This window comes from Microbacterium sp. NPDC078814 (assembly GCF_040702645.1).
Classification (GTDB): domain Bacteria; phylum Actinomycetota; class Actinomycetes; order Actinomycetales; family Microbacteriaceae; genus Microbacterium.
In genome coordinates, this window is record NZ_JBFBLT010000001.1 from 481720 (window position 1) to 494911 (window position 13192).

Sequence of the window (13192 nt, forward strand, 5' to 3'; positions counted from 1 at the left end):
CGCCGACTCCCCGGCAGATGCCCTCCTCCGCTTCCGTGACTCCACGGTCCGAAGGGCTCGGTGTCAGTGCACCCTCGCACTCGACAGGAGACACCCCATGTCACAGCCCTCTTCCCCGCACGCCGCCGTCGTCCTCGACCGCCTCTCCCTCACCTGGCCCGACGGCACGGTCGCCCTCGACGGCGTGTCCGGAGCCTTCGGCGCCGGGCGCACGGGACTGGTCGGCCGCAACGGCGCCGGCAAGTCCACGCTGCTCCGGCTGATCGCCGGGGAGCTCGCCCCCACCTCCGGAACGCTCACCACCTCGGGCGAGGTCGCCTTCCTCCCCCAGCAGCTCACCCTCGACGTGGACCGCCGGGTGTCCGACCTCCTCGGGGTGACGGCCGCCCTCGATGCCGTGCGGGCCATCGCCGCCGGTGACGTCGACCCCGCGCACTTCGACGCGGTCGGCGACGACTGGGACATCGAGGCGCGGGCGGAGGCCTCCCTCGCGGAGGCCGGGCTCGCCCCCGCCTTCCTCGACCGCACGGTCGGTGAGCTGTCCGGAGGGGAGGCCGTGCTCGTCGCGATCGCCGGCATCCGGCTGCGCCGGGCTCCCATCACCCTCCTCGACGAGCCGACGAACAACCTCGACCGCGACGCCAGGGCGGCCCTCGCCGCGATGGTGCAGTCGTGGAAGGGCACGCTCATCGTCGTGAGCCACGACCTCGCTCTGCTCGAGCTCATGGACGACACCGCCGAGCTGTACGGACGGAACCTCTCCGTGTTCGGCGGCCCCTACTCCGAGTGGCGCGCGTGGCTCGACGCGGAGCAGGACGCGGCGAAGCAGGCCGAGGTCGCCGCCGCCCAGGTGCTCCGCAAGGAGAAGCGGCAGCGGATCGAGGCCGAGGTCAAGCTCGCCCACCGGGCCCGGACCGCCAAGAAGGCCGAAATCGAGAAGCGCGTTCCGAAGATCGTCGCGCACGGTCGCAAGATGGCCGCCGAGGTGTCCGCGGGGAGGCTGCGCACCGAGGTCGGCGCGAAGGAGGACGCGGCCCGCGCGGCACACGATGCCGCGGGGCGACGGGTCCGCTCCGACGCTTCGATGAAGATCGAGCTGCCGGACCCCGACGTGTCGCGGAGCCGGCGGATCGCCGAGCTCGGCGGACCGGAGCGGTCGTGGGTGATCCAGGGTCCCGAGCGCGTGGCCCTCATCGGCCGGAACGGCGCCGGCAAGACGACGCTGCTGGAGCGGTTGGTCTCCGGCGCCGCGCCCGACTCCGAAGACGAGGCGTCGGAACGACCGGAACTGCGGGCGGAGGCGCTCACCGACCGGATCGGCTACCTGCCGCAGCGGGTGGACGGTCTCGACGAGGGCCTGTCCGTGTTCGAGAACGTGGCCGCCGCGGCACCCCAGGTCCCGGAGAAGGAGCTCCGCAACCGGCTCGCCCGGTTCCTCATCCGGGGCGGGACGACCGACCGCCCAGTGTCGGCGCTCTCGGGCGGGGAGAGGTTCCGGGTCGCCCTGGCCCGGCTGCTCCTCACGGATCCGGCTCCGCACCTCGTCGTCCTCGACGAGCCGACGAACAACCTCGACCTCGACACGGTCGACCAGCTCGTCGAGGCGCTGCGGGCGTACCGCGGGGCGGTGCTCGTCGTGAGTCACGACGACGCCTTCCTCGCCCGGCTCGACCTCGACCTCACCCTGGAGATCGATGCCGACGGCGGGTTGCGGGAGGTCGGGTGACGTCATCCGTCGTTCCGTCTGCACGACCCGGGTCCGCCCGCACGACCGGAACCGTGGTTCCGTCGTGCGGGCGGAACGAGGTCGTGCGGGTGGCGCAGCCGGGTGTCAAGGTCCGGGCCGGATGTCGGTGGGGTCGGGAATGATGGAGGCATGAGCGACGTGCTCGACCGCTTCACCCCGGCCACACAGGACTGGTTCCGGGGTGCCTTCACCGCACCCACGCCGGCGCAGGCGGGGGCGTGGGAGGCGATCTCCGCCGGCAAGCACGCCCTCGTCGTCGCTCCGACGGGCTCCGGCAAGACCCTGTCGGCGTTCCTCTGGGCGATCGACAGCGTGTTCCGCGAGCGCGCCGACCTCCCGGAGGAGCCGAAGAAGGACGGGTCCCGCACGCGGATCCTGTACATCTCCCCGCTCAAGGCCCTCGGCGTCGACGTGGAGCGCAACCTGCGCTCGCCCCTCATCGGCATCGGGCAGTCCGCGCGGCGACTCGGTCTCACCGCCCCCGGCATCACGGTGGGCGTCCGCTCCGGTGACACCACGTCGAGCGATCGCCGCAAGCTCGTGTCCGATCCGCCCGACATCCTCATCACGACGCCCGAGTCGCTGTACCTCATGCTCACGAGCCGGGCCGGCGACACCCTGCGCGACGTGCACACGGTCATCATCGACGAGGTGCACGCGGTCGCCGCCACCAAGCGCGGCGCGCACCTCGCGGTGAGCCTGGAGCGCCTCGACGCCCTCCGCCGCTCCCACGGCGCGGAGACCGCAGCGCAGCGCATCGGCCTCTCGGCCACCGTCCGCCCGATCGACGAGGTCGCGCGCTTCCTCGGCGGCGCCGACCCGGTCGAGATCGTCGCTCCCCCGGCATCGAAGACCTTCGAGCTCGGCGTCGTCGTGCCGATGGACGACATGACCAACCCGCCACCCCCGCCCGGGGCGCCGCCGGAGGCCCCGGGGATCGATGCGGAGTACACCGAGGTCACCGGCTCGGTGTGGCCGCACGTCGAGGAGGCGATCGTCGACCGCATCCTCCAGAACAACTCGACCATCGTCTTCGCGAACTCCCGCCGCCTCGCCGAACGGCTGACCGGACGGTTGAACGAGATCTATGCGGAGCGGATCGGGATCGCTCTTCCGGAGCCGACCATGCCCGCCGCGATGATGGCACAGGCGGGGTCGACCGCCGGCGCGGATCCCGTGCTCGCCAAGGCTCACCACGGCTCGGTGTCGAAGGAGCAGCGCGCGCAGGTCGAGGAGGAGCTGAAGTCGGGGGTGCTCCGCTGCGTGGTCGCCACGAGCAGCCTGGAGCTCGGCATCGACATGGGCGCCGTCGACCTCGTGATCCAGGTCGAGGCGCCGCCGTCCGCGGCCTCCGGGCTCCAGCGCGTGGGACGGGCCGGGCACCAGGTCGGCGAGATCAGCCGCGCGGCCCTGTTCCCCAAGCACCGCGGGGACGTGCTGCACACCGCGATCGTGACGGAGCGGATGCTCGCGGGGAAGATCGAGGCCATCCAGGTGCCGCGGAACCCGCTCGACATCCTCGCCCAGCAGACCGTCGCGGCCAGCGCCCTCGGAGCGATCAGCGTCGAGGAGTGGTTCGAGACCGTCCGCCGTTCCGCCCCGTTCCAGTCGCTCCCCCGCTCCGCGTACGAGGCCACGCTCGACCTGCTGGCCGGCCGCTTCCCGTCCGACGAGTTCGCCGAGCTGCGCCCGCGCCTGGTCTGGGATCGCGACGCCGGCACGCTCACGGGCCGCCCGGGGGCACAGCGGATCGCGGTCACCAGCGGCGGCACCATTCCCGACCGGGGGCTGTTCGGCGTCTTCGTGGCCGGCGAGTCCACGGGCGCCCGAGTGGGCGAGCTCGACGAGGAGATGGTCTACGAGTCCCGCGTCGGCGACGTCTTCACCCTCGGCACCACGAGCTGGCGCATCGCCGAGATCACCCACGACCGGGTCAACGTCATCCCCGCCTACGGCCAGCCCGGCAAGGTGCCGTTCTGGCACGGCGACGGCATCGGCCGCCCGTTCGAGCTGGGCGAGGCGCTCGGGGCGTTCTCCCGCGAGGTGTCCGCCGCGAAGCCGGAGAAGGCGGAGCAGCGGCTCATCGCGGCCGGACTCGACGAGCAGGCGCGCGCCAACCTCCTCGCGCATCTCTCCGAGCAGCGGGACGCCACGGGCACCCTGCCGACGGACCGTACGCTCACCGTGGAGCGCGGACACGACGAGGTCGGCGACTGGCGCGTCATCCTGCATTCCCCGTACGGCATGAAGGTGCATGCGCCCTGGGCGCTCGCCATCAATGCGCGCGTGCGGGAGCGTCTCGGCGTCGAGGGCTCCGCGGTGGCGAGCGACGACGGCATCATCGTGCGCATCCCCGACGCCGAGTCCGAGCCGCCCGGTGCGGAGCTCTTCGTGTTCGATCCGGACGAGCTGGAGCAGCTCGTCACGCAGGAGGTCGGCGGCTCGGCGCTGTTCGCCTCGCGGTTCCGCGAGTGTGCCGCGCGGGCGCTGCTCATGCCCCGCACGAACCCCAACCGCCGCACGCCGCTCTGGCAGCAGCGCCAGCGCTCGGCCCAGCTCCTCGAGGTCGCCCGCCGGCATCCCACCTTCCCCGTGATCCTGGAGACCCTGCGCGAGGTGCTGCAGGACGTCTACGATCTGCCGTCGCTCAGGAAGCTCGCGACGAGCATCGCCGACCGCCGCATCCGCCTCGTCGAGACCCAGCCGGGACAGCCGTCGCCCTTCGCGCGCGACCTCCTCTTCGGCTACGTCGGCGCGTTCATGTACGAGGGCGACTCGCCGCTGGCCGAGCGCCGAGCGGCCGCCCTGTCCGTCGATCCCGCGCTGCTCGGGGAGCTGCTGGGCACGGTCGAGCTGCGCGAGCTCCTCGACCCCGACGTCATCGCGCAGTTCGAGCGCGAGGCCCAGCGCCTCGACCCGGAGCGTCGGGCGCGCGGCCTGGAGGGCGTCGCCGACCTGCTCCGGCTGCTCGGACCGCTCGACGCCGACGAGGTGGCGGCACGCCTCGATCCGGAGTCCACCGGCGGAGCGACCGCGGCGACGCTGCTCGACGACCTCGTAACCGCGCGGCGGGCCATCCCCGTCACGATCGCCGGGGTGACCAGGGTCGCCGCGATCGAGGACGCCGGGCGCCTGCGCGACGCGCTCGGAGCGGCCCTGCCGACCGGCATCCCCGTGGCCTTCCTCGAGCCCCTGGCGGATCCCCTCGGCGACCTCGTGGCCCGTCACGCCCGCACCCACGGCCCCTTCACCACCGCAGCCGTCGCCGAGCGCTTCGGTCTCGGCACCGCGGTCGCCCGGCACACCCTGCAACGTCTGGAGACGAACGGCCGCCTCACGAGCGGGTACTTCCTCCCCACCGCGGCCGGCAGCGGCGACGACATCGAGTGGTGCGACACCGAGGTGCTGCGGCGGCTGCGGATGCGGTCGCTCGCGGCGATCCGCGGGTCGGTCGAGCCGGTCTCCCCGGAGGCCTATGCGCGGTTCCTGCCGGACTGGCAGCATCTCGGTCGACCCCTGGAGGGCATCGACGGCGTGCTCACGGTGATCGAGCAGTTCGCCGGCGTCCCGATCCCCGCCAGCGCCTGGGAGTCGCTCGTCCTGCCGTCGCGGGTGCGCGACTACACCCCGGCGATGCTCGACGAGCTCACGGCCGCGGGCGAGGTGATCTGGTCGGGACACGGCACGCTTCCCGGGCGCGACGGGTGGGTCTCGCTGCACCCGGCCGATCTCGCCCCGTTCACCCTCCCCGATCCGGACGCGGAGATCGCCGCGGAGTCGCTGGAGGCGCGCCTCCTCGCGGCCCTCGCGGCGGGCGGCGCCTACTTCGCCGCGCAGCTCAAGGAGATGACCGGCGCCGAGAACGAGCAGTCGGTGCTGGAGGCCCTGTGGTCGCTGACGTGGTCCGGGCACGTCACCAACGACACGTTCGCGCCGATCCGCTCGCTGCTGACCGGGGGCTCCCAGGCCCACAAGGTCAAGCGCCGCGCCCCGCGTGCGCGCACCTATCGCGGCATGTCGCTCACGCGCACCGCTCCGCGCCCGACCTCCATCGGCGGTCGCTGGTCGCTGCTCCCCGAGGTCGAGACCGATCCGGCGCGGCGCGCGACCGTCACCGCCGGACTGCTCCTCGACCGCTACGGGGTGGTCACCCGCGGAGCCGTGCAGTCGGAGGGCGTCCCCGGCGGATTCGCCCAGGCGTACCGCGTGCTGGCCGGGTTCGAGGAGGCGGGGCACTGCCGCCGCGGCTACGTGATCGAGAAGCTCGGCGCCGCGCAGTTCGCCGCCTCCGCCACGGTCGACCGCCTCCGCACGTACGCCGGCCTCGCCGACCCACCACCGCGGAAAGCCGTCACCCTGGCGGCCACCGACCCGGCGAACCCGTACGGCGCGGCGCTCGGGTGGCCGAAGCTCGAGGGCGTGTCGCATCGACCCGGCCGCAAGGCCGGGGGCCTCGTGGTGCTCGTCGACGGCGCCCTCGTCCTGTCACTCGAGCGCGGCGGACGGACCGTGCTGTGCTTCACGGACGACGAGGAGGTCCTGCAGGCCGCCGCCGCCGACCTCGCGACGACGGCCAGGGACCGCCGCCTCGACACCCTCACCGTCGAGAAGGTGAACGGCGAGGGGGTCTACGGCACGATCCTCGGGCGGGCTCTGCAGGAGGCGGGCTTCGTGCAGACGCCGCGCGGCTTCACGCTCCGCAAGGCCGTCTGACCCGGCCTCACCACGACCACCACCGACCCACCCCTACCCTGGAGCCATGATCCGAGAGTTCGCCGCCGGCGTCCGCACCCTGTTCCGCGGCTTCGGCGTGTGGCGCACTCGTCCGGGCCTGATGGCGCTCGGGCTCGTCCCCGCGATCATCGCGCTCGTGCTCCTCGCCGCCGTCCTCGTGCCGCTGATCCTGTCGATGCCCTCGCTGTCGGCCTGGCTCACCCCCTTCGCCGACGGATGGGTCGAGCCCTGGCGCGGGTTCCTGCGGACCGCGGTCAGCCTCGTGGTGGTCGCCGCGGCGCTCGCGCTGGCCAGTTCGGTGTTCAGCGCCCTCACCCTCACGATCGGCGACCCGTTCTACCAGCGGATCTGGCACGCCGTGGAGAAGGACCTCGGCGACCCGCCTCCCGTCGACGGCGGCAGTTTCTGGACCACCGTCGGTGAAGGTCTCCGACTGGTCGTGCTCGGCATCCTCATCGCCCTCCTCGTGCTCCTCGTCGGCCTCGTGCCCGGTGTCGGCGGCGTCCTCGGCGCGGTGTCCGGCGTGGTCCTCACGGGCCGCCTGCTCGCGCGGGAGCTGACCGGTCGAGCCTTCGATGCGCGCGATCTCAGCCCCGCCGCCCGCGCCGCGCTGTTCTCCGGCAGTCGCGCCCGCGTGCTCGGCTTCGGCGTCGCCACCCAGCTCTGCTTCCTCATCCCGGGCGGCGCCGTCGCCGTGATGCCGGCCGCGGTCGCGGGAAGCACGATGCTGGCGCGCGACATGCAGGCCCGCACCCCGCTCGCGGTCGCCACCCCCGCACCGGCGCCGGGACGGCACGACCGCACGACCGGGATCGCCTGATGCCTGAGGGCGATACCGTCTTCCGCACGGCCCGCCGCCTGGACGAGGCCCTCGCGGGCGGCGAGGTCACGCGCTTCGACCTCCGCGTGCCGCGCTTCGCGACCCTCGATCTGACCGGACAGCGCGTGCAGGGCGCCGTCCCTCGCGGGAAGCACCTGCTGCTGCGGATCGGCGAGAGCACGCTGCATTCGCATCTGCGCATGGACGGCGCCTGGTTCGTGTACCGGCCCGGCGAGAAGTGGCGGCATCCCGCGTTCAAGGTGCGGGCGATCGTGGGCACGGCGGAGCGCGAGGCGGTCGGCGTGGACATCGCCGACGTCGAGGTCGTCCCCACCCGCGATGAAGACGACCTCGTCGGCTACCTCGGCCCCGACCCCCTCGCCGCCGACTGGGACCCGATCGAGGCCGCGCGCCGACTCGGCGCCGACACCCGGGCCATCCACGTCGCCCTGCTCGATCAACGCAACGTCGCGGGCTTCGGCAACGAGTACGCGGCAGAACTCCTGTTCCTCCGCGGAATCCTGCCGACCACTCCGACCCCGGAGGTCGACGTCGCCGCCCTCCTCGACCTGGGCGTGCGGACCATCCGCGCGAACCGCGACCGCCGCAACCGCACCTTCACCGGCATCGACCGCCCAGGGCAGGCGACGTGGGTCTACGGACGCGCCGGACGCCCCTGCCGACGCTGCGGAACCCTCATCCGCCGCGGGGAGCTGGGGGCCGATCCGACCCGCGAGCGGATCACGTTCTGGTGCCCTCGGTGTCAGCGTTGAGCCGTATCCATCCGCGGGAATGAATCTCCCCCTCCCGTGGTTGTTGATATATCCGGAGAACTCCGGAGCACGGGAGGAATCGTGGGCAAGAACTACGTCGACATCGAGAACGACCACGGAGCGACGCTGCGGTACCGCAAGCACGCCAACGGTCGCGGTCTCGTCGCGCATGGCGCCAAGGTGCATCCGAAGGCGCACATCGAGGCGGGAGCCTACATCGAACCGGGAGCACGCGTCGGAGCGGGGGCCATCGTCGCCCGCGGTGCGTGGGTGGACGAGGACGCCGTGATCGGCGAGGGCGCGTACATCGACGCCCACGCGCACGTCGGCCAGGGCGCGGCGGTCGGCGATCACGCGCACGTCGGCGTCCGCACCGACATCGGCGCCGGGGCCCGCATCGTGCGAGGCGCCCGCATCGGCGACGACGAGACGGTCGCGGCGGGGCTCACCGTCGCCACCGATCAGAAGGGTCTCTGGCTGGCGGCCTGACCGCTCTCAGAGCAGTCGCCGCTCCGAGGCCCACGCGGTGAGCTCGTGGCGGGAGGAGAGCTGCAGCTTGCGCAGCACGGACGACACGTGCGTCTCGACGGTCTTGATCGAGATGAAGAGGGCTGCGGCTACTTCTTTGTACGCGTAGCCGCGGGCGATCAGTCGCATCACCTCCTGCTCGCGCGAGGAGAGGCGGTCGAGCTCGTCCGTCGCGGTGGCCGTCTCGCCGGCCACGGCGCCGAACGCGTCGAGCACGAACCCCGCGAGCCGCGGCGAGAACACCGCGTCCCCCTCGGCGACGGCGCGCACGGCGTCGCTCACCTCGCGGCCCGAGGAGCCTTTGGTGATGTAGCCGCGCGCCCCGGCCCGGATCACCCGCACGACGTCGGCCGCCGCATCGGAGACGCTCAGGGCGAGGAACCGCGTCGTGGTCGGTCGCGTCCCTCGGATCACGGCCTCCCCACCCGTCGCGTCGTCGCCCTCACCGCCGGGGAGGTGCACATCGAGGAGCACCACGTCCGGGGCCGTCTCCACGATCACGGCGATCGCTGAAGACACGTCCGCCGCCTCGCCCACGACCTCGACGCTCGCATCGAGATCGGCCCGCAGGCCCGAGCGGAAGATGGAGTGGTCGTCGACGATCACGACGCGGAGACGGTCAGCCACGGGGCTCCTGTCGGATCGGTCCCCGCTCCGGGGACGAGATGGTGGGCAGGCGCAGATGCACCTCGGTACCGGCGTCGTCGCTGCGCACCGACCCCGTGCCGCCCGCGCGACGCAGCCGCCCGATGATCGACTCCCGCACGCCGAGCCGATCGCCGGGCACCTCGTCGAGCCGGAATCCGGGACCGCGGTCGCGGACGAACACGTCGACGCCGTCGACACGACCCTCGATGTAGACGGAGATCTCGCCGCCCGCGTGCCGGGCGGCGTTCAGCATCGCCTCCCGGGCCGCGGCCGCCAGTTCCCCGCTCGCCCGCTCCGCCGACAGCCCGGCCGAGACCACCTCGATCCGGACCGGGTGGTCGATCTCGAGCGCTCCGGCGTAGTCGCGCAGGTCGGTCGGCAGGTCGCTGTCCGCCGGAGCATCGCCGTCGTACAGCCAGGCACGCAGCTCCCGCTCCTGCGCGCGGGCCAGCCGTGCCGCCTCGCTCGATGCCCCGGCCCGGTTCTGGATGAGGGCGAGCGTCTGCAGCACCGAGTCGTGCAGGTGGGCGGCCATGACGCTGCGCTGCTCCTCCCGGATGCGGCGCACGCGCTCCCCCGCCAGCTCCCGCCAGCGCGGGATGAGGGCCGAGGCCACCACCGCCACCAGCCCGGCCAGCGGGAGCAGCACGAGCACGACACCCGAGCGCGCGATCGGCCACGAGAGGAGCAGGAGGACCACGAGGCCGAGGATGAGCACCGCGAGGATGCGGACGGTGGTGGTGTGCCGAGGGCCGCGGGCCGTGTCGGTGCGATCGATGAGCGTGGCCCACAGCCCGGAGGCGGTCGCGCACAGCGTGGTGCCGCCGACGACCACGGCCGCCGTTCCCGGAGGGATCGAGCCGTTCAGCCAGTCGCTGCCCCCGCGCCACACCACGACGACGAGGGCACCGACGGCCGCGGGGACCAGCAGGAGCCAGGCGACCGGGAGGCGATGCGTCGGCGCCGTCGTCCCCTCCGTCCACGGCATGAAGGTCCAGCACCAGGCGTACAGGAGCACACCCGCGCCGCCGCAGAGCGTCAGGGCGACGAACAGCGCCCGCACCAGCCCGACGCGCACACCGAGGTGGCGTGCGAGCCCGGCGCTCACTCCGGTCACGAGAGCATCGCGATCGCGGGTCAGCGCCGGACGCGCGGTCGCCGGCGCGGGGCCGGGGAGCGTGGAGACGGCGGAGGGCATACGGTCATCCAATCATCCGCCTCCGCTCTCCGGGACCTCCCCGTCGCGGAATCAGGGTGCGCTCAGGGGATCCCCCCATGGCCCCGCGGCGCCGCCGACCGCGAGGATCGACTCATGACGATTCCGACCGCTCCGCCACCGCCCGCCGACCACGAGGCACCGGCACCGGAAGCGCCCCGTCGACCGCGCGGCGCCGACCGGTTCCTGCTGTGGGTCGCCGGCCTCGGGGTGGTGCGCACCGACGGCTGGCTCGGCGGTGTCGCGGCGGGCATCGCGATCCGCCTCCGCATCGATCCGCTGATCGTGCGCGGGGTCCTCGTCGTCGCCGCCCTCTTCGGCCTTCCGGCCCTGTTCCTGTACGCCCTCGCCTGGGCGGTGCTGCCGGACGTCGACGGCCGCGTGCATCTGCGTGATCTGCTGCAGCGCCGGTACGACCCCGTGCAGCTCGGCATCCTCGCCCTCGCCGTGATCGGCCTCTTCCCGACGGCGCCGCTCACCGGGCGCCTGTTAGGCCTCGGATACGACGGCTGGTCGGCACTGTCGACGGTCACCTGGGTGGTCGGGCTCGTGCTCGCCGCCGCCTTGCTCTTCCTCATCGTGCGTGCCGCGCGCCGCACTCCGGGCGCTTCCGCGCCGGATCCGGCGGGGGCTTCCGCAGATCCGGCGGCCCCGGCCGCGTCCGCCCCCGACGCGGGTTCGGGTCCCGCCACGGGGGCGGACGCCATTCCCTCCATGGCGACGGATGGTCCGGTCTCGGTACCGCTCGCCGACGCCGTCGGGCACGACGTCCTCGCCATTCCCGCACCTCCCGCACCCCTGCCTCCGGGCACCCAGGACCCCGCCGCGCTGGAGGCCTGGCGCGCCCAGCACGCCGCCTGGAAGGAGCAGGATCAGGCCTGGCGCCGCCAGCAGCAGGATGCGGAGCGAGCCGCACGCGACCAGCTCCGCCGGGAGCGTCAGGCCGAGGCGGCCGTGTTCGCCGCCGCAGCCGCGGAGCGCCGACGTATCCGCCGCGCGTCGAATCCGCGCGCCGGCTTCGCCTTCGTCATGACCGCCCTCGGACTCGCGATCGTCGTCGGCGCCGGCGTGGGACTCGCCGTCGGTGAAGCTTTCGGCGGCGCGCTGGGGCTGTTGTCCGGCGCGCTGGTCCTGGCCCTGGCGATGATCACGGCCGGAGCCCTCCGTCGCCGCAGCGGCGCCCTGGCCTTCCTCACCGTGGTGACGCTGGCCGCGGGTCTCCTCACGGGCTTCCTGTCCACGATGCCCGGCCTCACCCTCGGGTACGCCTCTCTCACGAACAACCAGGAGGCGCACGTCCGACAGCCGTTCGGCGACCTGTACCTGCAGCTCCACCGGCACGACGGCGGCCCCCGCCCCATCGAGATCGAGAAGGGGTCGGGGCGGACCGAGATCTTCGTCGACGCCGGCGTACAGCTGCAGCTCCGCGGCACCGTCGGCGACGGAGTGGAGGTGAGCTGGCTCCGCGTCGATCCGGACGATCCGATGGTCATGGACACCGGCGTCATCGCCGCCACGCCGCGGGGTGACGAGAACGTCATCTCCGCGAACATCTCCGCCGAGGAGGGCAGTCCCTCGACGATCCAGCCCGTGACCATCGACCAGGCGAGCGGCGTCATCGTCGTGACCCTGCAGGAGCCCGAGGAGGGCCAGGAATGAGCACCGAGACCATGACCGTACCCCGGGTGCGCTGGGCAGCCGTCATCTGGGGGACGACCTTCGCCGCGATCGCCGCGGGGGCGCTGTGGTTCCTCACCGATGCGGAGCGCCGCGCCGCGCTGGCCGACGGCGTCGGGACGATGACTCCCGCCACCCTGCTCACGATCGTGCTCCTCACGGCGGGGGCCCTGTTCCTCGTCGGCGGTGTCGCCGGACTGGTCCGGCGGACCCAGCGGAACTCCCCCGCCGAGGACTCAGAGGACACCGAGTAGCCTGGATCCCATGGCGCACCAGGGACGACGACCCGCGAAGGGCTCCGGCAAGGGCTCACCCGCCCACCGGGGTCGTGCCGCGGGCGGCGGCTCACGCCAGGGGAAGCCGGCCCCGCGCCGCGCACCCCGCGCCGAGAAGGTGGTGTTCGACGCACCGGCAGCCGCACCCGAGGAGCCGCGGACGTTCCGCCTCGGCGCCGTGCCCGGAGCGACGCCGGGCAAGTGGATCGACACGTGGAAGCGGCGCCTGCCCCACGTGGCCCTCGAACTCGTCCCGATCGAGGTCTCCGGGCAGCGAGAGGCGCTCGACGATCTCGACGCCGCCCTCGTGCGCCTCCCGCTGGACGACGACGCCCTGCACGTCATCCCGCTGTACGACGAGGTCCCGGTCGTCGTGGCCTCGACCGATTCGCACCTGCTCGCGGCGGACGAGCTGACGACCGCCGACCTCGACGGCGAGGTGCTGCACTCCCTGTCCGACGACGTGCTCGGGCCGGTGGAGGTGCCGGGCACCATCCCCTCACGCGGCGGCCCCCTGTCGACCGCCGACGCGATCGCCACGGCGGCGACGGGTGTCGGCATCGTCCTCGTGCCGATGTCGCTGGCCCGACTGCACCACCGGAAGGACGCCGACTACCGGGTCCTCGCCGACGGCCCGGTCTCGACGGTCGCACTCGCCTGGCCCCGTGCCCGCACGACGCCCGATGTGGAGACGTTCGTCGGGATCGTCCGTGGCCGCACCGCGAACTCCTCGCGCTGAGCCGTCGGGCCGGCACCCTCCCCCTCGTTAGAATC

10 protein-coding genes are annotated in these 13192 nt (G+C 73.3%); 8 read left to right on the top strand and 2 right to left on the bottom strand.

Annotated elements, in window-relative coordinates; genetic code table 11:
* Positions 1–97: 97 nt before the first annotated feature.
* The 5 genes from AB0300_RS02525 to AB0300_RS02545 all read left to right on the top strand — a co-directional run bounded on the left by AB0300_RS02525 (position 98) and on the right by AB0300_RS02545 (position 8563).
* A complete protein-coding gene (locus tag AB0300_RS02525) occupies positions 98–1726 on the top strand; it encodes an ATP-binding cassette domain-containing protein (protein ID WP_366215381.1) in 1629 nt (542 codons plus the stop codon).
* A gap of 150 nt (positions 1727–1876) precedes the next feature.
* Entirely contained in the window at positions 1877–6460 is a 4584-nt protein-coding gene (locus tag AB0300_RS02530; RefSeq protein ID WP_366215382.1) for an ATP-dependent helicase, read from the top strand.
* A 46-nt stretch (positions 6461–6506) separates the two neighbouring features.
* Positions 6507–7301 (top strand): EI24 domain-containing protein, encoded by a 795-nt coding sequence (locus AB0300_RS02535; protein ID WP_249521603.1) that lies wholly within the window; start codon positions 6507–6509, stop codon positions 7299–7301.
* Entirely contained in the window at positions 7301–8074 is a 774-nt protein-coding gene (locus AB0300_RS02540; RefSeq protein ID WP_249521604.1) for a DNA-formamidopyrimidine glycosylase family protein, read from the top strand. Before AB0300_RS02535 ends, AB0300_RS02540 begins: the two co-directional genes overlap by 1 nt.
* 81 nt (positions 8075–8155) lie before the next feature.
* Complete coding sequence (locus AB0300_RS02545; protein ID WP_025102471.1) at positions 8156–8563, top strand: DapH/DapD/GlmU-related protein; 408 nt, start codon at positions 8156–8158, stop codon at positions 8561–8563.
* Positions 8564–8569: 6 nt separating this feature from the next.
* On the opposite strand, the gene AB0300_RS02550 is transcribed toward AB0300_RS02545, so the two are convergent.
* Together AB0300_RS02550 and AB0300_RS02555 are read right to left on the bottom strand one after the other, a co-directional pair.
* Positions 8570–9229, bottom strand: a complete 660-nt coding sequence (locus tag AB0300_RS02550) for a response regulator transcription factor (protein WP_366215383.1) — start codon at positions 9227–9229, stop codon at positions 8570–8572.
* Entirely contained in the window at positions 9222–10448 is a 1227-nt protein-coding gene (locus AB0300_RS02555; RefSeq protein ID WP_085606452.1) for an ATP-binding protein, read from the bottom strand. Before AB0300_RS02555 ends, AB0300_RS02550 begins: the two co-directional genes overlap by 8 nt.
* A gap of 114 nt (positions 10449–10562) precedes the next feature.
* Between AB0300_RS02555 and AB0300_RS02560 the strand changes: the two genes are divergently transcribed.
* From AB0300_RS02560 to AB0300_RS02570, 3 genes are read left to right on the top strand one after another with little or no spacing between them, the layout of a single operon-like run.
* Positions 10563–12125, top strand: coding sequence for a PspC domain-containing protein (locus AB0300_RS02560; RefSeq protein ID WP_366215384.1), 1563 nt, complete (start codon positions 10563–10565; stop codon positions 12123–12125).
* Positions 12122–12397 (top strand): hypothetical protein, encoded by a 276-nt coding sequence (locus AB0300_RS02565; RefSeq protein WP_366215385.1) that lies wholly within the window; start codon positions 12122–12124, stop codon positions 12395–12397. Before AB0300_RS02560 ends, AB0300_RS02565 begins: the two co-directional genes overlap by 4 nt.
* A 10-nt stretch (positions 12398–12407) precedes the next feature.
* Positions 12408–13157, top strand: coding sequence for a LysR substrate-binding domain-containing protein (locus AB0300_RS02570; protein WP_366215386.1), 750 nt, complete (start codon positions 12408–12410; stop codon positions 13155–13157).
* The last annotated feature ends 35 nt before the right edge of the window (positions 13158–13192 follow it).